Raw genomic sequence first — 22,756 nt, 5'->3', positions numbered from 1 at the left:
GCGCGACCCGCCCGCCGTCCCGCCCTGCCCCGTCCCGCCTCAGCAGCCGCAGTTATCCGCGTCCAGCGGAGCCGTGAGGGGGTCGGGAGCGCGCCGCTCACCGCCCTGCCAGGTGTCGAACGCGAACCCCTCGCGCACCCAGTACTCGAAGCCGCCCAGCATCTCCTTGACCTGGAAGCCCAGTCGGGCGAGGGCGAGGGCGGCGCGGGTCGCGCCGTTGCAGCCGGGGCCCCAGCAGTAGGTGACGACGGGCACGGACTTGTCGAGGAGCTGCTCGGCCTGCTCGGCGATGAGCGCGGTGGGGAGGTGGATCGCGCCGGGGATGTGGCCCTGGTCCCAGGACTCGGTCGAGCGGGAGTCGACCACGACGAAGCCGGGATCGCCGTCGGCGGCGAGCGCCGCCGCCACGTCGGACACGTCGGCGTGGAAGGCGAGGCTCGCACCGAAGTACGCGGCGGCGGCAGCCGGGGTCGCGGGGGCGACCCGCAGGACGGGGTTCGGGACACTCGTGGTCGCGGGGGCAGTGGCGGACGCCGGTCGCGTGTTCGTCGCTGTGCTCATGGCCAGAAATCTACGGGCGCAGACGTCGCCCCAGAAGAGCCGATCCCCGGCCTGCCTCTTGATCGGCCGGGGATTCCCCTGTTACCTCTCAGGCATGACCGGTTATTCCACGGACGCCACCGACTGGCGCATCCTCGATGTCCTCCAGCGCGAGGGCCGCGCCAGCTACGCCGAACTGGCGCGCGCCGTCTCCATGTCCCCGAGCGCCGTCACGGAACGGGTCCGCAGACTGGAGGAGGCGGGCGTGATCCAGGGGTACGCGGCCGTGGTCGACCCCGAGCGCCTCGGCCTGCCCATCCTGGCGTTCGTGCGGCTGCGCTACCCGAACGGCAATTACAAGCCGTTCCACGACCTGGTCGAGGCGACCCCGGAGATACTGGAGGCGCACCATGTCACCGGTGACGACTGCTTCGTGATCAAAGTCGCGGCGCGCTCGATGAGCCATCTGGAGGAGGTGGCGGGGAAGATCGGCGCCCTGGGGTCGGTGACCACGAGCATCGTCTACTCCTCGCCCCTGCCGAGGCGCCCCCTGGGCAACTGACCCCGGCCGCGCCGCACACCGGCCCGCCCTCACGCCCCGCCCCGACGCCGTACGACCGAACCCGCACGCCCCTTCTCGACCCAGAGCTGGGCGTGGACACGTCGCCGCAGGTCGGCGACGTGCGAGACGATGCCGACGCTGCGGTCCCGCTCGCGCAGGGAGTCCAGGACGTCGAGCACCTCGTCCAGGGTCTGGTCGTCGAGGCTGCCGAAGCCCTCGTCGATGAAGAGCGTGTCGAGCCGTACGCCGCCCGCCTCGTCCGTGACGACGTCGGCGAGGCCGAGCGCGAGGGCGAGGGAGGCGAAGAAGGTCTCGCCGCCCGAGAGCGTGGACGTGTCGCGCTCGCGGCCCGTCCAGGCGTCGACGACGTGCAGGCCGAGGCCCGAACGGCCGCGCCCGGTGCGGTGGTCGGAGTGGACGAGGGTGTAGCGGCCCGACGACATGCGCCGCAGCCGTGCGGTCGCCGCAGCCGCGACCTGTTCGAGCCGGGCGGCGAGTACGTAGGACTCCAGGCGCATCTTGCGTTCGTTGTCCGCCGATGTGCCCGCGGCGAGTCCCGCGAGGCGTGCCACGCGGTCGTACTCGGCGCGCAGCGGCGCGAGCCGCATGGCTCCGGCGGCCGACCGTTCGGAGAGCCGGTCGAGTTCGGCGCAGCACCGCGCGGCCGCGTCGAGCGCGGAGGCGGCCGCGCGGGTCCGCCTGTCGGCCTGCTCGGCGGCCTCCTGCGCGGCCCGGAGATCGGCCGGGGGCTGCTCGGCCGCCGCGGCGGCGTCCGGTTCGGCGAGGAGGGAGCGCACCGCCGCCTCCTCGTTGCGCCACTCGTCGATACGGTGCTGGAGCTCGCGGTGGCCGGCATCGTCGAGCAGGGCTTCGGCCGCGTCCCCCGGTGTGTCGAACCCGGCGCGGAAGGCGGCGTCGGCGAGTCGCGCGTCGGCGTCCTTGAGCCGCTGGGCGGTGTCGTCTGCGACGCGCGCGGCCTCCGCGGCGTCGGTCAGGAGCGCGGCTTGGCGCTCCAGCTGGGCGGTGCGTGCCGCGACACTGCCGCTGGCACCCCGCGCCCGGCTCAACTCCGCTTCCAGAGAAGCCTGTTCGCGGTCGAGGGAGTCCCGCAGGGTGGTGCGTGAGGCGGCCCGCACAGCGGCTTCCTGCTGTACGGCGACCCTGCGGTCGTGCTCACGCTCGGCCTGCGCGAGGGCTTCGCGGGCGGCGTGCAGTCCGGAGGCGCTGCTCCGCGCGTCGGCGTGTTCGGCCCGCAGCTTCTCGACGAGTCCGGCGAGTCGCTCGACGGAAGGACCGTCCGCGGAGTCTGTCTGCTCCTCGTCGTCGAAGTCCCCGCCGGTCGAGCCCAGGGCGGCCGCGCGGGCCGCCGCGAGGGACTCGCGGACCTCGCCGAGCTGCCGCTCGTCCTCCGCGCGCCGCTCCTCCGCCTGCCGGTACGCGGCGAGCGCCGACTCCTCCGTGGCGCGGTCGACGTGACCGGCGTCCTTCGGAGCGGGCGCGGGGTGTTCGGTGGCGCCGCAGACCGCGCACGGGTCGCCGTCACTCAGGCCCGCGGCCAGTTCCGCGGCGATGCCGGTGAGGCGCTGCTCCTTCAGGGCCAGCCAGTGTTCGTGGGCCGCGGTGGTGCTTTCGCGGGCCGCGAGAGTGCGCTCAAAGGCGGCCGCCGCCTCCCGCGCGAGGCCGTCGCGGCGACGGGCCGCGTCCAACCTGCGCTGCGCCGGCTCCAGTTGGCCCGCCAGGTGCTCCGCGCGCGTGGCCGCCTCCTGTGCGGAGTCGATGCGCTCCTGGAGTGCGGTCCTGCTCGCCGCCCAGCCGTCGAGCCAGCCGGCGGCCTCGCGCAGCAGCTCGTCGTCGGCCCGCTCCTCGCGCTCCAGGGACGTGCGCTCCGTACGCAGTCCGTCGAGGCGCTGCTCGGCGCGCCGGGCGGATTCGAGGCCGCCGAGTTCTTCGGCGGCCTTGCGCGCGGCGGCGGCGAGGCCCGCGGAACCGGAGTCGGCGAACGTGGCGGGCAGGTGGCCGCGCGCGCGTGCCTCCTCGTCGGTGGCGCGGCGGTGCTCCTCCTCGGTGGCCCGGCGCAGCCCGAGCGCGGGGGCGACCGTCTCCGCCTTGCGGGCCCGCTCCATCCGAATCTGCCGCTGCCGGTGCTCGTCCGCGCGCTCCCGGAGGCGTTCGGCCCGCTCCCGCGCCAGGGCGAACCGCCGTTGCAGGGCGTCGAGTTCGCGTACGTCGTCGAGGCGGCGCCCCGCAGCGGCCTGCGCGGACTCGGCGGCCGTGAGGGCGCACCCGGCGATCGTGTGCCGTTCGCGCGCGCTGGTGCGGGCCACGGCGGCCCAGGCCAGGACGGCGTCGGCGAGCCCCGGATCACCGGGCGAGAGATCGGGCAGCGGCGACTGCGCGGCGTCGAGCGCGTCCCCGGCGGCCTGCTGCATCCGGTGCGCGTCGGCGAGGAGCTCCGCGTCGCCCTCCCGTACCGCGCCCTCGGCCTCGCGCCGCTGCTCTGCGAGCCGCTGCTCGACCGCGGCGAACCTGTGCGTGTCGAAGAGCCGCCCGAGCAGCTTGCCGCGGGCCTCGGCGTCGGCCCGCAGGAACCGCGCGAAGTCACCCTGCGGCAGGAGCACCACCTGGCAGAACTGCTCCTTGCTCATGCCGAGCAGCTGGGTGATCTCCTCGCCGACCTCCTGGTGGGAGCGGCTGAGGTCCTTCCAGGCACCGGCCTGCCCAGCCTCCCCCGGCTCGTACTCACGCAGCCAGCTCTGCGCCTTCTCCGTGGTCGTGCCGGTGCCGCGCTTCTTCGGGCGCTCCCACGGCGGCTGCCGGGTGACCTCCAACCGGCGGCCCGCGACGGTGAGTTCGAGGCACACCTCGGTCCGGACACCGGGCTCCGCGTGGTCGCTGCGCAGCGTCACACCCTGGCCGCTGCCCTGGCGGGGGCCGGGCACCGATCCGTACAGGCCGTAGCAGACGGCGTCCAGGACGGAGGTCTTTCCCGCGCCCGTCTGTCCGTGCAGCAGGAAGAGCCCGGCGGCGGAGAGTTCGTCGAAGTCGATGTCCTGGGTGGTGCCGAAGGGGCCGAACGCGGTGATCCGGAGCCGGTGCAGCCTCATCGGGCCACCTCGCGCAGCGTCTCGTCGGTGCGGACCGTGTCGAACGCGGCCCGCAGCACCGCCTGTTCGCGCTCGTCGGGCCCCGCGCCCCGCACATGGGTCACGAAGTCCTCCGCGATCTGCTGGTCGGTGCGCCCCTCGAGACGCCGGGCGTAGGAGATATCGGGGTCCTCGGGGGCGCGCTCCGGGTCGAAGACGAGGCTGAGGGTGTGCGGGAAGCGCTCGCAGAGGCGGGCCATGGGGTCGTCGGGGCGCACCGGGTCGGTGAGGGTCGCCTCGACCCAGGATTCCTCGTGGGCGGCGAGCTCCGGGGCGTCGAGCAGCGTCTCGATGTCTCCCCTGATGCGGGCGAGCGGGCGCGGCACGGGGCAGTCGACGCGTTCGGCGGCGATCTCTCCCGCCGGGCCGAGATCGACGAGCCACATGCTCTTGCGGTGCGCGGCCTCCGAGAACGAGTACGGCAGCGGGGAACCGGAGTAGCGCACGCGCTCGCTGATGGCCTGGCTGCCGTGCAGATGGCCGAGGGCCACGTAGTCGACGCCGTCGAAGACTCCGGAGGGCACGGCGGCCACTCCGCCGACCGTGATGTCCCGCTCGCTGTCGCTCGCCTCGCCGCCGGTGACGAAGGCATGGGCGAGGACGACGGAGCGGGTGCCCGTCGGCCGGCCGGCCAGATCGGCGCGCACCCGCTGCATGGCGGCGCCGAGCACCGCCTCGTGACCCGCGCGCTTTGCTCCGAGCTCGTCCTTGACCAGCGCCGGTTCGAGATAGGGCAGGCCGTAGAACGCCACGTCCCCGTGAGCGTCGGCGAGGACCACGGGCTCTCCGCAGGCGGCGGGCGCGGTGCGCAGGTGGATGCCCGCGCGGCCGATGAGCCCGGCGCCGACACCGAGGCGGCGCGCCGAGTCGTGGTTGCCGGAGATCATCACCGTCGGGATGCCGAGGTCCGCGAGCCGGTGCAGCGCGTCGTCGAACAGCTCGACGGCGGCGAGCGGCGGGACCGCCCTGTCGTACACGTCACCGGACACGACGACGACGTCCACCTCGTGCTCACGCGCCGTGGCGATGAGGTGACCGATGAATTCGGCCTGGGCGCCGAGCATGTTCACGCGGTGGAACGACCGGCCCAGATGCCAGTCGGACGTGTGCAGAATTCTCAAGACGCCGCTCCGGCCCGCATACTCACTCAACCCCTCCGGTGCCACGGAACGAGGACCGCCCCAGCACGGGCCCCGCCGACAGCACCCACCACGCTAGCGCCTGCCGGCCCCTGCCCCATCACGAACCCCGACTCCGTCGCCGGCGCGCGCCCCGCCGGGCGTCAGGCGTCGCCGTACGCCTCTCCCCCGAGCTCGAAGACCGCGCTGCCCGCGGTCGCGTCCGCGAGCCAGGCCGTGAAGGCCTCGACGTCGGCGTCGGGGAGGCCGATCTCGATGGTCACCGCGGTGCCGTAGCGCACGTCGCGCACCTCGCGCCCGGCCGAGCGCAGATCGTTCTGGATCTTGCCCGCGCGCTGGTGGTCGACCGTGACGGTGGCGAGCCTGAAGCGCCTGCGGGTCAGGGTGCCGACCGCGTCGAGCGCCTCGCCGACCGCGCCTCCGTAGGCCCTGATCAGTCCTCCGGCGCCGAGCTTGACCCCTCCGTAGTAGCGGGTCACGACGGCGACGACGTACCGCATGTCGCGGCGCAGCAGCATCTGGAGCATCGGCACACCGGCGGTACCGCCGGGCTCTCCGTCGTCGCTCGCCTTCTGCACCCCGGCGTCGGCCCCGATGACGTACGCGAAGCAGTTGTGCGAGGCGGACGGGTGCTCCTTGCGGATGCGGGCGACGAACGCCTGGGCCTCCTCCTCGGTGGCCGCGGGGGCGAGGGCGCACAGGAAGCGCGAGCGGTTGATCTCGGTCTCGTGCACGGCCTCGCGGGCCACTGTGCGGTACTCGTCGTGCATCCCGCCAGAGTAGGCCCCCGCGCAGGCCACGGCCCCGGTACGGTGATCCGTTGTGACGTCACCCGAGAATCGCGTACGCCAAGTCCCCCGGAGCACCGACGTGTTGGGGACACTGCTCGCAGCCGAGCCCGTGACCGTCGTGGAGACCCGCGAGGACGCGGCCGATCCCTTCCTCTTCCCCGAGGAGGCGGAAGCCGTCGCGCGGGCCGTGGACAAGCGGCGCCGCGAGTTCGCCACGGTCCGCCAGTGTGCCCGTACCGCCCTGGCCGGGCTCGGTGTGGAGCCCGTACCGATCCTGCCGGGCCCCAGGGGCGCGCCGCGCTGGCCCGAGGGCATCGTGGGCAGCATGACGCACTGCACGGGCTACCGCGCCGCCGTCGTCGCCCGCGACTCGGCGGTCTCGTCCGTCGGCATCGACGCGGAGCCGGCCGCCCCGCTCGCCGACGCCGACGTCCTGAATCTGATCACGGACGAGACGGAGCGCGCCGCGCTCGCCGGGCTCGGCGTCCGGCATCCGGACGTTCCCTGGGACCGGCTCGTCTTCAGCGCCAAGGAGTCCGTCTACAAGACGTGGTTCCCGCTCACCGGGCGCTGGCTCGGTTTCGAGGACGCGCGGGTGGACCTGGCACCGGACGGCACGTTCACGGCGGCCCTCCTGGTGCCGGGGCCGCGGCTGGCGGGGCGCGAGCTGACGGGTTTCAGGGGTTCTTGGCTGATACGTGACGGTATCGCCGTCACCGCCATCGTCCTGCCCCTCACTCCTCCCCCGCCCGGTACGTAGCCGCTCCCGCGAGCCACGTGCCGAGCACCCGCACGTGCCGGATGGCCATCGGGTCCACCGTGCGCGGGTCGGCGGAGAGCAGGACCAGGTCGGCGGGCGCACCGGGCAGGAGGGCGAGGCGGTCGTCCGCGCCCGCCTGGTGGGCGACCCCGCTGGTGGCCGCGGCAAGGGCCTGCTCCACGGTGAGCCGCTGCCGCGGTATCCAGCCGCCCTCCGGGTCGCCGTCGAACGTGCGCCTGGTGACCGCGACCTGGATGCCCTCCAGTGGTTCGTACGAGCTGACGGGCCAGTCGCTGCCGAAGGAAATCCGCACGCCGTCGCGCGCGAGCTCTCCCATCGGGTACTGCCGGTCGGACCGCTCGGCGCCGATCCGCGGCATCGACAGATCGGTCTGCAGCGGGTCGGGCTGTGCCCACAGGGGCTCGAAGTTGGCGACGACGCCGAGCGCGGCGAAGCGCGGCAGGTCGGCCGGGTCGACGAGCTGGACGTGGGTGATCACGGGGCGCCGGTCCCTGGCGGGGTTGGCGAGCACCGCGGCCTCCACCGCGTCGAGCGCGGCCCGTACGCCCGCGTCGCCGATGGCGTGGATGTGCGTCTCGAATCCGTCGGCGTCGAACGCGCACACCGCTTCGGCGAGCGCGCGCGGCTCCCACACGGGCATGCCGCAGCTGTGCGGCGCGTCCAGATAGGGGGCGAGCAGGGCGGCCGTACCGCCCTCGATCACGCCGTCGCTGAAGTACTTCACGGTGCGCGCGGACAGCAGCGGGCCGCCCTCGGCGCGCACGCGTGCGCGCGTGGCGTCGAACTGCTTGCGCTGGTCGCGCCAGCGGTCGGGGTCGGCGCGCTGGGCCAGGTCGACGCGGACGCTCAGCGCGTCGTGCCCGGCCGCCGCGAGATAGGCCTCCGCCATCTCCGGCTCGATCCAGGCGTCCTGCACCCAGGTGATGCCCGCTCGCGCGTACGCCAGGCACGCGCGGCGCACGGCTTCGACGAGTTCGGCCTCGTCGCGGGCCGGCACCTGGTCGAGCACCAGGTCGCAGGCGTGCCACTCGCGCAGGGTGCCCAGGGGCGAGCCGTCGGGGCGCCTGACTATCCAGCCGAGGCGCGGCTCGGGCGTCGTGTCGCGCACGCCGGCCCGGCGCAGTGCCTCCGTGTTGCACCACACCGTGTGGTAGTCGTACGCCCGCAGCACGACGGGCCGGTCCGGCACGGCGGCGTCGAGCCACCGGGCGTCGAACTCGCCGTCGGGCGCGAGCGCGGGGTCGTAGGACGCGCCCACGATCCACTCCGCGTCCGGGTGTGCGTGGGCCCACCGCGCGACTTCCGCGACGATCGCTTCAACGGAGGTGAGGTCCTTGATCTGCGGGCCGAAGCTCTCCAGACCGCCGAAGAGGGGATGGGCGTGGCCGTCGCCGAAGGCGGGCATGAGCAGCCCGTCGCCCGACTCGACGACTTCTTCGGCCACTTCGGCGAGCGCGCGGGCCTCGTCGCCCAGCGCGACGACGCGCCCGCCCCGCACGGCCAGTGCCGTGGAGTCGCCGTGAGCGGGGCTTCCCGTGCGCACCCGCCCCAGGAAGACCCGGGTCACCGTCCCGTCCGCCGTCTCGCCCGGCGTCCCGTCCGTCATGCCGCTCCGTTCCCCGGTCACACGCTCTCCGCGTCCACCGTCGTCAGCCGTTCGTACACCTGCGGTTCGCGCCGTCGCATCCGCAGGGCCAGTGCCGCTCCCGCCGCGAACAGCGCGGGCAGCGGAGCGATCAGCGCCGCGTTGACCGCGGCCGACGCCCCGGTCAGGAGATCGAGGTTGGCGCATACCAGGGCGATCAGTGCGGCGAGACCCGCGCAGGCAATCAGCGGGGCCGCGGCCACCCGCCAGGCGGGCATGCCCCTGCGGTCGCGCCGGAAGAATCCGTACACGGCGAGGGCGGTGAGTGCCTGCATCAGCATCACGCCGAGGATGCCGGAGCCGTTGCTCCACAGGAAGGTGACGGTGTACGGATCAACGCCGCTCACCACGGTCACGCCGATCACGACGAGCGCGATGGCCGACTGCGTGACGACCGCCGTGGCGGGTGCCCGGGTCCGGGGGGCCACGGTGCCCAGGCGGCGCGGCAGCAGCCCCTCGCGGCCCAGGGCGTAGAAGTAGCGGGCGGCGCCGTTGTGGAAGGCGAGGGTCGCGGCGAAGGCGCTGGTGATGATCAGTACGTGCATGGAGTCGGCGGCCCACGCCCCGGCGAACCGCTCGGTGGCCGTGAAGACCATGTCGGCGCCGCCCTCACCGCCGGCGACGGCCTGCGCGCGGTCGGGCCCGTACGCGTTGATGATCATCCATACCGTGAAGGTGTAGAAGAGCGCGAGGAACGCCACGGCGATGCAGGTGGCACGCGGCACCGTGCGCTCCGGTTCCCGTGCCTCCTCGGCGTAGACGGCCGTCGCCTCGAATCCGACGAAGGCGCCGACGGCGAGCACGAACATGCCGCCCACGCCCTCGCCGCCCAGGTGCCGCGGGGAGAGCGCGGCCGGGTCGAGGCCCTGCGGCCCGCCGCCGTGCGCGAAGACCCCGGCCTCGAAGACCAGGAGCACGAGGACTTCGAGGACCAGGGCGACGCCGAGGACCTTGGCGCTGAGCGTGACCTTCAGATAGCCGAGCACCCCGATGGCGACGAGTCCGGTGATCGCCCAGATCCACCAGGCGACACGGACCCCCGTCAGGTCCTGGAACCCGGACTCGGTGAACCATCCGAAGGCGACAAGCAGTCCGACCTCGATGGCGTTGTACGAGTAGAGCGCGACGTACGCGGACCCCGCTCCCGCCGGGCGTCCGAGCCCGCGCCCGATGTAGGCGTAGAAGGCGCCCGCGTTGCGCACGAAGCGGCTCATCGCGGTGAAGCCGGCGGCGAAGACGACGAGCAGCAGCCCCGAAAGCAGATAGCCGAGGGGTGCCGCGCGGCCGGCCATGCCGATGGACAGGGGTGCCACGCCGGCCATCACGGTCAGCGGCGCCGCGGCGGCCACCACGAAGAAGACGAGGTCGCAGGTGCCGACGGCGCCGCCGCTCAGACCCTTGGCGGCGTGCGGGGCGGGTTCGGTCACGCGGCTACTCCGGCCTGCTGTGGGGGCTCGGGCGGGGGCGGCCCGAAAACTAAAGCCTTTAGTCCGGGCTGAGCAGGACCGTACTCTGCACGCGGGCGGCTGTGAAGAGCGCATCCGCGGAAGGGAGTTACGGGACCATGGGCAGAGGGAGACCGCGCGTACCGCTGCTCGGCGCGGACCTGATAGTGCGGGAGGCCCTCGCGCTGATCGACGCCGAGGGGGCCGGCGCCTTCAGCCTGCCCCGCCTCGCCTCGCGGCTCGGGGTCAGGACCGCCTCGCTCTACAACCATCTGGACGGCCGCGCCGAGGTCATCGAGGGCGTACGGCGCCTGATCGTCGAGGAGATGGACGTCTCCGCGTTCGACACGCTGCCGTGGCCCGACGCCCTTGCCGCATGGGCCCGTTCGTACCGCGACGCCTTCGCACGGCACCCGCACTCCATCGACCTGCTCGCCACCACCACCATCAGCTCACCGGCCACACTCGGCATGTACGAGGCGGTCGTGGCCGCGCTTGCCCGCGGCGGATGGCCGCAGGAGCGGCTGATCGGGGCGTTGACCAGCGTCGAGTCCTTCCTCCTCGGCTCGGCGCTCGACCTCGTGGCGCCGCCGCTGATGATCGACCCGGCCGGGCACGCGCCCCGGGTCCCGGTCCTGGCGGCCGCGCTGGAGAGCACCGCCGGCGGCAGCAAGGCGGGGCGGGCCGAGGAGGCGTTCGCCGCGGGGCTCGACGCGCTGATCCGCGGGCTCGTGGTGCAACTGGCGGAGCTGCGCGAGGGGTAGGCGCGGGGGTAAGCGCGGGGAGTAGCGGCGCGGCGGTCGGGGGCGAAGGCGGTCAGAGGCCGCGCGCCGGGTCGGCGAGCGTCTCCCAGAACATCGCCTCGTAGCGCTGCAACAGTTTCCCGTACCGCAGAGCGGAACCGGTCGCGTCGAGGCCGCGGCCCAAGCCCGCGCCCACCGCGGCGAGCGCCTGCCTCTCCAGGTCGGGCGCGGGCTCGGCGAAGAACGCGAAGAAGCCGCAGGCCTCTTGGCTGAAGCCGTAGTGCGCGGGGAGCGCGTCGGCGAGGGTCGCGCAGTAGGCGCCCCAGGCGGCGAAGTTGGCGGTCAGGGCGAGGACCGCGTCGGCGGGGGCGCCGTTCAGGGCGAGCCAGGCCACGTACGCGGGATAGGCCTGGCAGCCCGCCCGGGGTTCGTACGCGTCGGCGCCGGCCTTGTCCACTCCGCATGCCGCGACGAGGGCTCCGAGCCGGTCGAAGGCGAGCGTCTCCCCTTTGGCGAGGGTGCGGAAGAAGGTCTCGCACTCGGTTTCGCCGGCGTCGGCGGAGCGTGCGGCCAGGTGCAGGAAGGAGCGGCGGTCGGCGGGGATGACGGAGCGCTGCTCCAGGGCGAGAGCGGTGATCGCGGAACGGTTCGCCGTGCCGTCCGCGAGCCGCGGTACGAGTGGGTTGGCCGCCGCGTCCGGCGCGAGCTCCGCCGTCACGGCGTCGAGCAGTTCCTGTGCGGCTGCGGTCATCGTCCGTCCTCCCTGCGACGGGCGGACCACTCGGCCCGCCTGCTAGTTTCTACAGTGTTGTAGAAACAAAAACCTCGCCCTACCGACCCAACGACTTACCGACTCACCGACTCACCGACATACGGAGCACTCATGGCCCTGTGGGACCGCGTCAAGGAATCCGCATCGACGATGCAGACCCAGCTCATGGCAAAGAAGAACGACCTCAAGAGCGGCGCCTTCCGCGACTCCAGTATGGCGATGTGCGCCCTCGTGGCGGCCGCGGACGGCACCATCGATCCGTCCGAACGCCAGCGCGTGGCACAGCTCATCGCCACCAACGAGGTGCTGCAGAACTTCCCCGCCGACGAGTTGCGCCGCCGCTTCGACACGTACGTCGACAAGCTGACCGCCGACTTCGCGTTCGGCAAGGTCAGCGTGTTGCAGGAAGTCGCCAAGGCGAAGAAGAAGCCCGCCGAGGCGCGAGCCGTGATCCAGATCGGCATCGTCATCGGCGGCGCGGACGGCGACTTCGACCAGACGGAGCGTGCCGTCGTACGGGAGGCGTGCTTCGCGCTCGACCTGCCGCCGCACGAGTTCGACCTCTGACCGGCTCCACCGCGCCGCACCGGCCTGTGTCTACGGCGCGGTGGCTCTTGACGGCCGCTCGGAGAGCGCCACATCGTATCGGGACGCAGTAGCAGGAAACGGTGGCGGCACCCGGCACACACGCGGCACACCGGCAACTTCTACAGTGTTGTAGTTTTTCAGATCCGGCCCTGACCACGGCCGGTACGCACATCACCTCAGGACCTCAGGAGGACATCGTGGGAGTTTCCCTGGCCAAGGGCGGCAACGTCTCGCTCAGCAAGGAGGCCCCCGGCCTCACCGCCGTCCTGGTCGGCCTGGGCTGGGACGTCCGTACGACCACCGGCACGGACTACGACCTGGACGCCAGCGCGCTGCTCTGCGACGACTCGGGGAAGGTCGTCGACGACCAGCACTTCATCTTCTACAACCAGCTCAAGAGCCCCGACGGCTCCGTCGAGCACACCGGCGACAACCTCACCGGTGAGGGCGAGGGCGACGACGAGGCCGTGAAGGTGAACCTCGCCGCGGTGCCCGCCACGATCACGAAGATCGTCTTCCCGGTCTCCATCCACGACGCCGAGAACCGCGGCCAGAGCTTCGGCCAGGTCCGCAACGCCTTCATCCGCGTGGTGAACCAGGCCGACAACGTGGAGATCGCGCGCTACGACCTCTCCGAGGACGCCTCGACCGAGACCGCCATGGTCTTCGGCGAGCTCTACCGGCACGGCGCCGAGTGGAAATTCCGTGCGGTCGGCCAGGGTTATGCCAGTGGACTGCGCGGCATCGCCTCGGACTTCGGCGTGAACGTCTGACGCGGTCACCTGACCATCGGCCGACCATCGGCTGAACCACCGGCGGCGGAGGGAGCGGGACGTGTACGGCGATCCGGCAACAGTGCGCAAGATCCTGACGGAACTCGGGGACACCTGGGCGGTCGTGGGCCTGTCCACGAACGAGGAACGAGCGGCGTACGGGGTCGCGAGCGTCCTGCAACGCTACGGAAAGCGCGTCGTCCCGATCCATCCGAAGGCCGAGACGGTGCACGGCGAGAAGGGCTATCCGTCCCTCTCCGCCGTGCCCTTCAAGATCGACGTCGTCGACGTCTTCCTCAACAGCTCCCTCGCGGGCCAGGCCGCCGAGGAAGCCGTCGCGATCGGCGCGCAGGCGGTGTGGTTCCAACTGGGCGTCATCGACGAGGCGGCGTACGAGCGGACGCGGGCGGCGGGCCTCGACATGGTGATGGACCGCTGCCCGGCGATCGAACTGCCCATGTTGCGGTGACGCTCCGCTGGGCGGCGCGGCGACAGGCCGCGGGCCCGGTGGGGGCTGAGCGCGCAGTTCCCCGCGCCCCTTCGGGGGCGCGGGACGCGCCTCACCCCACCCGCCGCAACGCCCTCTCCCGGCGCTCCGCCACGCCGGAGCCCGGCTGGCCGCGCTGCGGCAGGCGGGCCTGTCCTGTACGGAGCGGCGCTTGGCCTCCGCACTGGGCTGGGAGCCGGAGCGGCCGCCCGGCTCGGGGGCCGGGCGGCCGTTCAGGGGGCGGGCGTCAGGCCGCGGACCCCACAAGTGCGGGGCACTCGGCGTCCCGCAGTCGCTCCATCAGCGAGATGCGGGCCCGCGCCACGCGCGAGCGGACCGTGCCCACCGGGCAGCCGGTGAGCAGCGCGGCCTCCGCGTAGGGCAGGCCGAGGAGCTGGGTGAGGACGAAGGCCTCACGCCGCTCGTCGGGCAGCGTCGCGAGCAGGTCGGCCAGAACCACGCCGTCGTCGAAGCCCGGCAGGCCTCTCGGCTGGGCCCTCTCGGCGGCGGACTGCCAGTCGTCCGTGTCGCAGAGGCGGGGCCGGGCGGCGGCGTGCCGCAGGCTGTCGATCACCGCGCGCCGGGCGATCGAGAGCAGCCACGTGCGCGCGGAGGAGCGCCCCTCGAAACGGTGCAGGCTGCCGAGGGCCCGCAGGAACGTGTCCTGCGTCAGGTCGTCGGCGGCCTGCGGGTCGCCGCCGAGGTACGTCACGTACCTGCGGACGTCGCGGTGCAGGGCACGTACGAAGTGCTCGACGGCCTCGGGGTCACCGGCGCGGGCGGCGAGCGCCCAGGCCGTTATCGACTCGTCGGGTGAGCTGGGCAGGGCAGGAATGATCACCTGGTGTCCTTCTCGGGAATCCGGGATCCGGACACGCCGTACGCATAGTGCGCCTGTGTGTCGGTGTGTCGGTGCGCTTGCGTGCCTGTCTCATCGACGGCGCACCTTGTGCTGCGTCCGGCGGATCCGGGTGATGGGGGTACGGCCGCGCAGGAGTGCGCGCGGCCGATGCCCGAGCCGTGGGGACGAGCGGCATGGCGCGCGGCTACGGCATCGGGGAACCAGCTGTCAGGCGACAGCGGTCCCCGCGGGCGGACCCCGGGAAGTGATGACGTGCACGAGAAGCAACTGCCGCGGCCGGCCCGCCGAACGGTGGAGACGGGGCCGGACGCGGGGACGGTGGGCGGGCGCGGGCAGCGCGAGAGGAACCCGCAACGGGGCGACGAGCCACCCGGCGAAGGCCCGCGCGACACGGAAGGCCGCGCGTTCGCCGTGCGCGAGCCAGAGACCGCAGAGGAGGGCGGCGAGAAGGTGAGCGGCGAGCATGCCGGTCGGCGACATGCCGCTCATGTCGTGGCCGCCGCCCATGTGGTCCATGTGCTCCATGGAGGACATGGAGGACATCGAGCTCATGTCAGGCATGGCGGGCACAGCAGGCATGGGCATTGCCCCGGACACCGCCCCGGGGGCCGCCCCCGAGGCAGGCATCGGCGCGGACATCGCCGAGCCCTGCCCCCTGCCGGTCGCGTCGGCGCCCATCGGCGCCGCGCAGAGCATGTTCTGCACCCACCGCCGTACGAGCGGGGCCCCGCCCGCTGGCTGCGCGACGGCCTGCGCCAGGGAGAACGCCGAGTGCAACGCGGCCTGCGCGGCCACCGTCACGGCAACGACCAGCGGCAGCCCCCGCTCGCGCCCGGCGAGCGCCCACGCCGTACCGCCGACTCCGACCGCTCCGGCGGCCAGCGTCCAGCCGGGCACCGGGGACCCCGACATCAGGACGTGTCCCAGGGCAGCGAGCAGCACGCAGGCGGCCGCGAACACCGCAGCCCGTACCGCGCGAGAACACCACCCAGCAGTCATGGCGGGGCCATCCTTGCATTCGCGCCACTTCTTTCCCGGGTGGGTACGTGAAATGACCCCGGTCCGCTCAGACAGCTTCAGGATTTATCGGTGACCGCCCGAGTGCGTACCGCGCATGCCCCCCATATCGTGCCCATCCATATCGTGCCCATCGCTCTCGGTCCCGGGCTCCGTCTCTGTCTCCGTCCCGGTCTCGGTCACGGGCCGCCGCCCGCCCGGCTCATCCGGTCCGACGGCCGCCCCCACCCCGTACGACACCGCGAAGACCACCGCGAGCAGGGCGAGAAACCCGCAGAGCGGGGCAAGGCGGGGGCGATCGCTCATCGCCGCTCTCCTGACACTCGTGACACTTGTGACCGCGACAGCACGGAACCGACGCGGCCGTGCCTGTTCAGGAGTCGGTGACGCAGGGCCCCGAGTTCCCGGGATCCGCCCGAGTTCCCGGGAGCCGCGGGATGGCTCAGATGTGGGCGGATGTCTCGTGGGCGGCGACGGCCCTCTGGGCTTCGGCGGCCAGTTGCCGGCGGTCGCAGCCGTGCAGCGCGGTGTGCACGGTGACCCGTACGGTCAGTCCGCGGGCGCGGGCGACGCGGTGCAGCGAGGCCCCGAAGGTCTCGTCGCCGAGGAAGGCGGCCGTGGTGCTGCGGGCGCCGTGCTGGTAGTAGCGGATGGTGACGGGACGCACGGGCGCGCCCGCGTCGGCCGCCGCCTGGAAGGTGGCCCGGCGGAACCGGCCGCCGGGCACGGAGCACCAGGTCGTCGCCTGCGGGAAGACGAGGACGGAGCGGCCCGCGCGCAGTGTGGCCGTCAGGTCGGCCACGGAGCGGGGCAGTTGGCGCAGCCCGTCGCGGTCGATGAACTGGGTACCGGCCCGTCGGGCGAGCGCGCCGATGACCGGCCACTGGCCCACCTCCCGCTTGGCCAGGACGGTCACCGGCTCCACGGCGAGCAGGCTGACGACATCGAGCCAGGAGATGTGGTTGGCGACGATCAGGGTGCCCGGGCGTGATCCGCGCACCGTCAGCCGCCGGGGCGCCTCCTCGATGCCCACGCCCAGCGCGTCCAGGATCGCCCTGGCCCGCGCCTGCAGCGTGCCGGGCTCGGCGAGCCGCTCGCCCTGCGCCACGCCCCGGCCTATCGCGTACGACAACGCCGCGTACCGGCGGACCACTTCGGCCGGCGGCACCCGTGACGCCGAGCGCGTGACGCAGGCCGGGGTGCACAGAACCCCGGCGCTCATCGTGTCTCCCCCAGGAAGTAGCGGCGGTAACGGTCGCCGAGCCGGTCCATGTCGAGCAGCACGAAGAAGTCGGCGACGTCGAACTCCGGGTCGTGCGCGGGCGCCCCGCACATCCACGCGCCAAGACGCAGGTAGCCCCGCAGCAGCGGCGGCAGGTCGGCGTAGGCGGGCCGCTCCACCGGCGGCCCGGCGGGCACCCAGGGGCGCCGGGGATGCACGCGCAGTTCGGGCGGCGACGCGTGCTTGGAGGTGCCGAGCAGCCAGGCGCTCGACGCCGCTTTGCCGCCGTCGGCGAGCGGGACCGAGGCGCAGCCCGCCAGATAGCGGTGGCCGGAGAGCAGGACATAGCGGGCGAGCGCCGACCACATGAGGTTGATCACGGCACCGCTGCGGTGGTCGGGGTGCACGCAGGAGCGGCCCGCCTCGATCGTGGAGGACCGCAACCCGTCCAGCGCGATCAGGTCGAACTCCCCGTCCGAGTAGCCGCGTTCGGCCCGTCCCGGTGGCAGCAGTCGGTATGTGCCGACGACCTCGCCGGTGGTGGTGTCGGTGACGATCAGGTGGTCCGCGAGATCGTCGTGCGGGTCGATGTCGTGGCCGGGCAGAGGGGTGTGCAGCCTGGCACCCATCTCCTCGCCGAAGACGCGGTACCGCAGTCGCTGCGCGGCCCGGACCTGCTCTTCGGAGTCGGCGATGGAGGTGACGTAGGTGACGTAGGTGCTGGTGACAGGAGGGGCAGCGGGCGTGGCGGCGGTGGATGTCGAGGACATGACAGATCCGGTCTCCGTTCGAGAAGGGTCGGCCCCGGCCGGCGGAGGCGGCTCAGGCGTCGCGACGCCTGGGGATAGCCGTGGCCGGGAGCGGGAGTCCGGCGGCGGGACCGAGAGATCCGCGTCGCCCGTGAGGAACTGCGTGCCCGCCGCCCGGGCAGGAACTGCGCCAGGTTCGTGAGGAAGTCGAAGGGAATCGAGGGGAGTCGATGGGGGCGTCGAGGGGAGTCGATCGCGGGATCGTCGGCACGATGAGCAGCAGCACGAACAGCACGGTGGTGGTCCCGGCTGAACTGCGCACGATGGCCGCGAGGCCGACGGTCAGGACACTCATGAGCATCAGATGAACGGCGACGGCGCACGCCCGGGCCACCACGTGCGCGAAGTCCCCGTCTCCGCAGCCGCCGTGAGCAGGAAGTGAAGTGAAGTACAGGCCGCCGCCGGGTCCGCTGCGGCTCGGCGATCGACAGCGCATCGATGCGTCGATGCGTCGGCCGCGGTCTTCTCGCCGTATCTCTTGGTCAGGCCCCGCGGTGTGAGCAGCCTCGTCCCCTCCCCCCAAGTCCTCCTCGGGGCCCGGGTCTTGCCGGGCCGGGTAGCGTGCTCGCATGATCCGAGTGCTGCTTGCCGACGACGAGGCGATGATCCGGGCCGGGGTGCGGGCCATCCTCGGCGCCGCCGAAGGCATCGAGGTCGTCGCCGAGGCGGGCGACGGGCGCGAGGCGATCGAGCTGACGCTGGCGCACCGCCCCGACGTCTGCCTCCTCGACATCCGGATGCCCCGCCTCGACGGCCTCCGGGCGGCGGCCGAACTGAGCCGGGTCGCGCCGGACACGGCCGTGGCGATGCTCACCACGTTCTCCGAGGACGAGTACATCGCGAGCGCGCTCGGCTCGGGCGCCGCCGGATTCCTCCTCAAGTCAGGCAATCCGCGCGAGCTGATCGCCGGGGTGCAGGCCGTCGCCGAGGGCGGCGCGTACCTCTCCCCGTCGATCGCGCGGCGGGTCATCTCCCACCTCGGCGCGGGGCAGCTCGGCAGGCAGACCACCGCGCGAGCCCGCGTCGAAGAGCTGACGGCACGCGAGCGCGAGGTGCTCGCGCTGGTCGGCGCCGGTCTGTCGAACGCGGAGATCGCCCGGCGGCTGCATGTCGTGGAGGGCACGGTGAAGGCGTACGTCAGCCAGGTCCTGGCCCGCCTCGGCTTCAAGAACCGGGTACAGGCGGCGATCCTCGCGTACGAGGCGGGCCTTGTCGGCGCGCAATAGGCAGCCCGGGACTCACGAACCCACAGAGGCCCACAGGAACGATCCCCTACTTTCGGCAGAGGCGCGGGCCCCGCGTGATCGGCGATCCTGTGCGGATGCGCCGCACACAAGGCTGGTTCTCCCGACTCCTCGACATCGGACTCTGGCTCCTGCTGTGCGTACCGCCGGTCTCGGGCGTCTTCGGTCTCGACGGGCGTGACGCGGTCGTGGCCGCCGCGGGCGTCCCGCTGCTCGGGGCCGCCGTGGCGTGTGGCAGGCGCCGGCCGCTCGCCGCCCTCGCGGTGCCGGTCGCGCTGAGCCTGCTGAGCGACCCGGAGATGCTGACGCCCGCGTACTGGGCGCCACTCGCCGTGTTCGGGTACCTCGCCGGCAGTCGTACGGTGGCGATGCGCCCCGCGCTGTGGTTCTTCGGGGCGCTCGCGGTGGCCGGACTCGTGCTCTGCGCGGTCGTGGCGAGCGATCTGTGGGGCTGGCCCACGATGCTCCTGACGCTGTTGACCGCCGTGGTGCTGCCCTGGCTGCTCGGCCGTTTCCGCCGCCAGTTCGCGGACCTGATGGCCACCGGCTGGCGGCTGGCCGAGCGCATGGAGCACGAGCAGCGGGCCGTCGCGGACCGCACCCGTATCCGCGAGCGGGCCCGTATCGCGAACGACATGCATGACTCGCTCGGCCACGACCTGACCCTCATCGCCGTCCAGGCGGGCGTCCTGGAGGTCGATCCCACGCTCGACGCCCGCCAGCAGGCGGCCGTCGGCGAACTGCGCGAGGCCGCGGGCGCGGCGACCGAACGGCTGCGGGAGATCATCGGCGTACTGCGGGCCGACGACGAAGTGCCGCCCCGTGCCCCGTCGGACGAGAGCGCGGACACCGTGGTCGAGCGCGCGCGGGCCTCCGGGGTCGATGTCACGCTCGAACGGTCGGGAGCCACGGAGAACCCGCCGGCGATGGTCGCCCTCGCCGTGCACCGGGTGCTCCAGGAGTCCTTGACGAACGCCGCCAAGCACGCGGCGGGCGCGAAGGTCCGGGCCAGGATCACGCGGGACGGTGACATGCTGCGCCTGACGGTGACCAACGACCCGGCCCCCGCGGCGGGGCGCCTGCCCGGCGTCGCGTCGAGCGGCAGCGGCCTGGTCGGCCTCGACGAGCGGGTACGCCTGGCGGGCGGCACCCTGCGCGCGGCCCCCACCGACGAGGGCGGCTTCGAGGTGATCGCCGAACTGCCCGCCACGGGCGCCGCCCCGCGTGCCGTGGACCCGCCCCGGCCGACCGCGTCGGCCCGCGAACAGGAACAGGCCAGGCGGCAGCTCAGACGACGGCTCGCCCAGGCGGTCCTGGCCCCGCTCGCGGTCCTCGCCGGAATCCTGCTCCTCATGATCCCTCTCAGCCTGGTCAGCTCCGTGTTCTCGGTCCTCGACCGGGAGGTGTACGAGGGCCTGACGGCCGGGCAGCCGCGCGACGAAGTGGAGTCACGGCTCCCGGACTTCACCAGGGACGGCCCTCCGGACGGTGCTCCCCCGACCCCGCGCGGCCAGGACTGCACGTACTACAGCACGCGCTTCATGTCGTCCGACGGCTACCGCCTCTGCTTCGCCGACGGGCGGCTCGTGTCCAAGTCGGTCGTGGGCGAGGACGATTGACGAGACGGGCGTCCACCGCCGGTCGGGGGGCCGGTCTGTGTGATCGTAACGACTCGGACAGCACCCGCGAACGAGAGGCAGTCATGGCGCCGCACCACGATCCGTCCGGTCAGCTCCCCCTGGAGGGCATCACCGTCGTCAGTCTCGAACAGGCCGTCGCCGCGCCCTTCGCCACCCGGCAGCTGGCCGATCTCGGCGCTCGCGTGATCAAGGTCGAGCGGTCCGGCGGCGGCGACTTCGCCCGCCGCTACGACACCACCGTGCACGGGCAGGCCAGCTACTTCGTCTGGCTCAACCGTTCCAAGGAGTCCCTCACCCTGGACCTCAAGTCCGACGAGGGCCTCGTGATCCTGCACGAACTCCTGGCGGGAGCCGATGTGTTCGTGCAGAACCTCGCCCCCGGCGCCGCGGACCGACTCGGCCTCGGCGCCGCCGAACTCCAGGCCCGCTACCCCTCGTTGATCCCCTGCACCCTCAGCGGCTACGGCATCAGCGGCTCCTGGGCGGACCGGAAGGCGTACGACCTGCTCGTGCAGTGTCAGACGGGGCTGCTCTCGCTGACCGGCACGCCCGACGAGGCGGTGCGGGCCGGCATCTCGGTCGCGGACATCGCCGGTGGGATGTACGCCTACACCGGCATCCTGACCGCGCTCTTCACCCGGGCGACCACCGGCCGCGCACCGGCCGTCGACGTGTCCCTCTTCGACGCGCTCGGCGAGTGGATGAGCCAGCCCGCGTACTACACGCGCTACGGCGGCACGCAGCCCCCGCGCGTCGGGGCCCGGCACGCGACCGTCGCCCCGTACGGCCCGTTCACCGCCTCCGACGGCAAGGACGTGCTGCTCTCCGTTCAGAACGAGCGCGAGTGGGCCGCCCTGTGCGAGCAGGTCGTCGGGCGGCCCGAGCTGACCGACGACCCGCGGTTCGCCACCGGCTCCGACCGTGTCGCGCACCGCGAGGAGCTCGACGCGATCATTTCCGCGCGGTTCGCCGAACTCGGCAGCGAGGAGGCGATGGAGCTGCTGGACCGGGCCAACATCGCGAACGCGGGCGTCAATTCGGTCGCCGAGTTCCTCGACCACCCCGCGCTCGGCGAGCGCGAACGCTGGCGGGAGGTCGCGATTCCGGGCAGCTCGTCGCCCGTGCAGGCGCTGCTGCCGCCCGCGAATCTGAGCGGCGTGGAGCCGCGCATGGATGCGGTGCCTGCCGCGGGCGAGCACACCGAGCGGATCCTCGCGGAGCTGGGGCGCGACCCCGACGAGATCACCCGGCTGCGCGAGGAGGGGGTCTGCGGATGAGCCGGCTCGGCCCCGCCTGCGGCAGTCGACGCGAGCCCCACGCCGGTCGACGCGAGCCCCGCTTCAGGCGACGCCGAGCCCTTCGAGTACCACGGCGTTGGGCAGCTCGGCGAACGCCTTGCCCGGCACGATGAGCTTGCCCCGGCGGCTCCCGCTGCCGATCAGGACGTACGGCAGGTCGACGACGGCGGCGTCCACGAGCAGCGGCCAGTCGGCGGGCAGGCCGATCGGGGTGATGCCGCCGCACTCCATGCCGGTCTCGCCGATCGCCGTGTCCATCGTCGCGAACGAGGCTTTGCGCGCGCCGAGTTGGCGGCGCACGACGCCGTTCACGTCGACGCGGGTCGTGGAGAGGACCAGGCACGCGGCGAGCGAGGACGCGCCGCCGCGCTTGCCCGCGACCACCACGCAGTTCGCGGACTGCTCCAGGATGTCCCGGCCGTAGTGCTCCACGAAGGTGGCGGTGTCGGCCCACTGCGGGTCGGTGTCGACGTGGATGACCTGCTCGGCGGGGACGCTTCCGCTCCAGCCGCGCAGGGCTTCGGCGACGGGCGCGACCAGGAGGTCGAGGGCCTCGGGCGCGGCGCGAACGTCGTCGAAGTTCCCCATGGGTGCACGCATGGCCGCACGCTAACAAACCCGGCGGGCCGTGGAGCCCCGGGCCGCGGAACTCAGTACGACGAGGCGTGCGCCGGCGGCACGGACACGGACATGGTCATCTCGACCGGCTCGGCACCCTTGTTGTGGTAGCCGTGCGGCACGTTCGCCTCGAACGAGGCGGCCGACCCGGCGGGCACCTGATGCTCCACGCCGTCCACCAAGAGCGTGAGTTCGCCCGCGGCGACGTGCAGCAGCTCCATGGTCCCCGGCGGGTGCGCGTCGGAGTCGCTGCCGTCGCCGGGCATCAGCTTCCACGCCCACAGCTCGAAGGGGCCACGCGCCTCGGTCCCGACCAGGAGTGTCGTGCTGCTGCCCGCCTCCGTGGACCACATCCGCACCGCCTGTTCCGGCGGCACGAGGCGGACGTGCGAGCCCTGTTCGTAGTCGAGGAGGGTGGTGATGCTGACGCCGAGGGCGTCGGCGAGCTTCACCGTGATGCCGACGCTGGGGTTGGTCCTCGCCTGTTCGATCTGGATGATCATGCCGCGGCTGACGCCCGCGCGGGCCGCGAGCGCGTCGAGCGTGAAGCCCCGTTCCGAGCGCCAGCGCTTGAGGTTGCGGGCGAGCGACTGGGTGAGCTGATCGAGGTCCGACACATTCCGTCCATTATTTTGGA

Annotated in this window: 22 protein-coding genes; 9 read left to right on the top strand and 13 right to left on the bottom strand. The window is 73.0% G+C overall.

All coding sequences use genetic code 11. The features are described from left to right. Positions 1 to 39: 39 nt before the first annotated feature. The gene (locus tag IE226_RS28275; RefSeq protein ID WP_190084233.1) at positions 40 to 561 is read right to left on the bottom strand and encodes a rhodanese-like domain-containing protein; all 522 of its coding nucleotides are present in this window, start codon (positions 559 to 561) and stop codon (positions 40 to 42) included. A 94-nt stretch (positions 562 to 655) separates the two neighbouring features. Between IE226_RS28275 and IE226_RS28270 the strand changes: the two genes are divergently transcribed. Further along, a complete protein-coding gene (locus IE226_RS28270) occupies positions 656 to 1,102 on the top strand; it encodes an Lrp/AsnC family transcriptional regulator (RefSeq protein WP_190084232.1) in 447 nt (148 codons plus the stop codon). Between the two features lie 29 nt (positions 1,103 to 1,131). Here the strand turns inward: IE226_RS28270 and IE226_RS28265 are convergent, their stop codons facing one another. The 3 genes from IE226_RS28265 to IE226_RS28255 all read right to left on the bottom strand — a co-directional run bounded on the left by IE226_RS28265 (position 1,132) and on the right by IE226_RS28255 (position 6,154). Beyond that, positions 1,132 to 4,206, bottom strand: a complete 3,075-nt coding sequence (locus tag IE226_RS28265; RefSeq protein WP_190084231.1) for an AAA family ATPase — start codon at positions 4,204 to 4,206, stop codon at positions 1,132 to 1,134. Next, positions 4,203 to 5,366 (bottom strand): exonuclease SbcCD subunit D, encoded by a 1,164-nt coding sequence (locus IE226_RS28260; protein WP_190084230.1) that lies wholly within the window; start codon positions 5,364 to 5,366, stop codon positions 4,203 to 4,205. The genes IE226_RS28265 and IE226_RS28260 overlap by 4 nt, the downstream gene beginning before the upstream one ends. A gap of 161 nt (positions 5,367 to 5,527) precedes the next feature. Next, entirely contained in the window at positions 5,528 to 6,154 is a 627-nt protein-coding gene (locus tag IE226_RS28255; protein ID WP_190084229.1) for a YigZ family protein, read from the bottom strand. Between the two features lie 100 nt (positions 6,155 to 6,254). Here IE226_RS28255 and IE226_RS28250 point away from each other — a divergent pair, with 100 nt between their 5' ends. Beyond that, positions 6,255 to 6,935 (top strand): 4'-phosphopantetheinyl transferase family protein, encoded by a 681-nt coding sequence (locus IE226_RS28250; RefSeq protein WP_190084228.1) that lies wholly within the window; start codon positions 6,255 to 6,257, stop codon positions 6,933 to 6,935. Here IE226_RS28250 and IE226_RS28245 read toward each other — a convergent pair. After that, entirely contained in the window at positions 6,910 to 8,583 is a 1,674-nt protein-coding gene (locus IE226_RS28245) for an amidohydrolase (protein ID WP_229871585.1), read from the bottom strand. The two genes, IE226_RS28250 and IE226_RS28245, sit on opposite strands and share 26 nt — an antisense overlap. After that, complete coding sequence (locus IE226_RS28240; RefSeq protein WP_229871584.1) at positions 8,580 to 10,028, bottom strand: APC family permease; 1,449 nt, start codon at positions 10,026 to 10,028, stop codon at positions 8,580 to 8,582. The genes IE226_RS28245 and IE226_RS28240 overlap by 4 nt, the downstream gene beginning before the upstream one ends. Positions 10,029 to 10,165: 137 nt before the next feature. Between IE226_RS28240 and IE226_RS28235 the strand changes: the two genes are divergently transcribed. Next, on the top strand, positions 10,166 to 10,810 hold the full coding sequence (locus tag IE226_RS28235; RefSeq protein ID WP_190084225.1) for a TetR/AcrR family transcriptional regulator: 645 nt from the start codon (positions 10,166 to 10,168) through the stop codon (positions 10,808 to 10,810). A 52-nt stretch (positions 10,811 to 10,862) separates the two neighbouring features. Here the strand turns inward: IE226_RS28235 and IE226_RS28230 are convergent, their stop codons facing one another. Next, a complete protein-coding gene (locus IE226_RS28230) occupies positions 10,863 to 11,540 on the bottom strand; it encodes a TenA family protein (RefSeq protein ID WP_190084224.1) in 678 nt (225 codons plus the stop codon). 132 nt (positions 11,541 to 11,672) lie between these two features. Here IE226_RS28230 and IE226_RS28225 point away from each other — a divergent pair, with 132 nt between their 5' ends. The 3 genes from IE226_RS28225 to IE226_RS28215 all read left to right on the top strand — a co-directional run bounded on the left by IE226_RS28225 (position 11,673) and on the right by IE226_RS28215 (position 13,391). Beyond that, a complete protein-coding gene (locus IE226_RS28225; protein WP_190084223.1) occupies positions 11,673 to 12,128 on the top strand; it encodes a tellurite resistance TerB family protein in 456 nt (151 codons plus the stop codon). A 218-nt stretch (positions 12,129 to 12,346) separates the two neighbouring features. Continuing rightward, positions 12,347 to 12,922: a TerD family protein gene (locus IE226_RS28220; protein WP_190084222.1), complete on the top strand. Its 576-nt coding sequence runs from the start codon at positions 12,347 to 12,349 to the stop codon at positions 12,920 to 12,922. 61 nt (positions 12,923 to 12,983) lie between these two features. Beyond that, positions 12,984 to 13,391: a CoA-binding protein gene (locus tag IE226_RS28215; protein WP_190084221.1), complete on the top strand. Its 408-nt coding sequence runs from the start codon at positions 12,984 to 12,986 to the stop codon at positions 13,389 to 13,391. A 265-nt stretch (positions 13,392 to 13,656) separates the two neighbouring features. On the opposite strand, the gene IE226_RS28210 is transcribed toward IE226_RS28215, so the two are convergent. The 4 genes from IE226_RS28210 to IE226_RS28195 form a co-directional block, all read right to left on the bottom strand. Beyond that, complete coding sequence (locus IE226_RS28210; protein WP_190084220.1) at positions 13,657 to 14,250, bottom strand: sigma-70 family RNA polymerase sigma factor; 594 nt, start codon at positions 14,248 to 14,250, stop codon at positions 13,657 to 13,659. 228 nt (positions 14,251 to 14,478) lie between these two features. Continuing rightward, a complete protein-coding gene (locus tag IE226_RS28205; RefSeq protein WP_190084219.1) occupies positions 14,479 to 15,270 on the bottom strand; it encodes a hypothetical protein in 792 nt (263 codons plus the stop codon). A gap of 460 nt (positions 15,271 to 15,730) precedes the next feature. After that, the gene (locus tag IE226_RS28200) at positions 15,731 to 16,510 is read right to left on the bottom strand and encodes a lysophospholipid acyltransferase family protein (protein ID WP_190084218.1); all 780 of its coding nucleotides are present in this window, start codon (positions 16,508 to 16,510) and stop codon (positions 15,731 to 15,733) included. After that, complete coding sequence (locus IE226_RS28195; protein WP_190084217.1) at positions 16,507 to 17,280, bottom strand: GNAT family N-acetyltransferase; 774 nt, start codon at positions 17,278 to 17,280, stop codon at positions 16,507 to 16,509. The genes IE226_RS28200 and IE226_RS28195 overlap by 4 nt, the downstream gene beginning before the upstream one ends. Positions 17,281 to 17,888: 608 nt before the next feature. Between IE226_RS28195 and IE226_RS28190 the strand changes: the two genes are divergently transcribed. The 3 genes from IE226_RS28190 to IE226_RS28180 all read left to right on the top strand — a co-directional run bounded on the left by IE226_RS28190 (position 17,889) and on the right by IE226_RS28180 (position 21,480). Then, positions 17,889 to 18,545: a response regulator gene (locus IE226_RS28190; protein ID WP_190084216.1), complete on the top strand. Its 657-nt coding sequence runs from the start codon at positions 17,889 to 17,891 to the stop codon at positions 18,543 to 18,545. Positions 18,546 to 18,640: 95 nt separating this feature from the next. Continuing rightward, positions 18,641 to 20,182: a sensor histidine kinase gene (locus tag IE226_RS28185; protein WP_190084215.1), complete on the top strand. Its 1,542-nt coding sequence runs from the start codon at positions 18,641 to 18,643 to the stop codon at positions 20,180 to 20,182. A gap of 83 nt (positions 20,183 to 20,265) precedes the next feature. Then, positions 20,266 to 21,480, top strand: a complete 1,215-nt coding sequence (locus IE226_RS28180; RefSeq protein ID WP_190084214.1) for a CaiB/BaiF CoA transferase family protein — start codon at positions 20,266 to 20,268, stop codon at positions 21,478 to 21,480. 63 nt (positions 21,481 to 21,543) lie between these two features. Here the strand turns inward: IE226_RS28180 and IE226_RS28175 are convergent, their stop codons facing one another. Further along, complete coding sequence (locus IE226_RS28175; RefSeq protein WP_190084213.1) at positions 21,544 to 22,101, bottom strand: YbaK/EbsC family protein; 558 nt, start codon at positions 22,099 to 22,101, stop codon at positions 21,544 to 21,546. Between the two features lie 50 nt (positions 22,102 to 22,151). Beyond that, a complete protein-coding gene (locus IE226_RS28170; RefSeq protein ID WP_190084212.1) occupies positions 22,152 to 22,736 on the bottom strand; it encodes an XRE family transcriptional regulator in 585 nt (194 codons plus the stop codon). Positions 22,737 to 22,756 lie beyond the last annotated feature (20 nt).

The sequence above is a fragment of the Streptomyces longisporoflavus genome, from assembly GCF_014649775.1.
In the GTDB taxonomy this organism is placed as follows: Bacteria; Actinomycetota; Actinomycetes; order Streptomycetales; family Streptomycetaceae; genus Streptomyces; species Streptomyces longisporoflavus.
The sequence above is the reverse complement of the archived record's forward strand: the minus strand, read 5'-3'. Positions and strand labels throughout refer to the sequence as shown.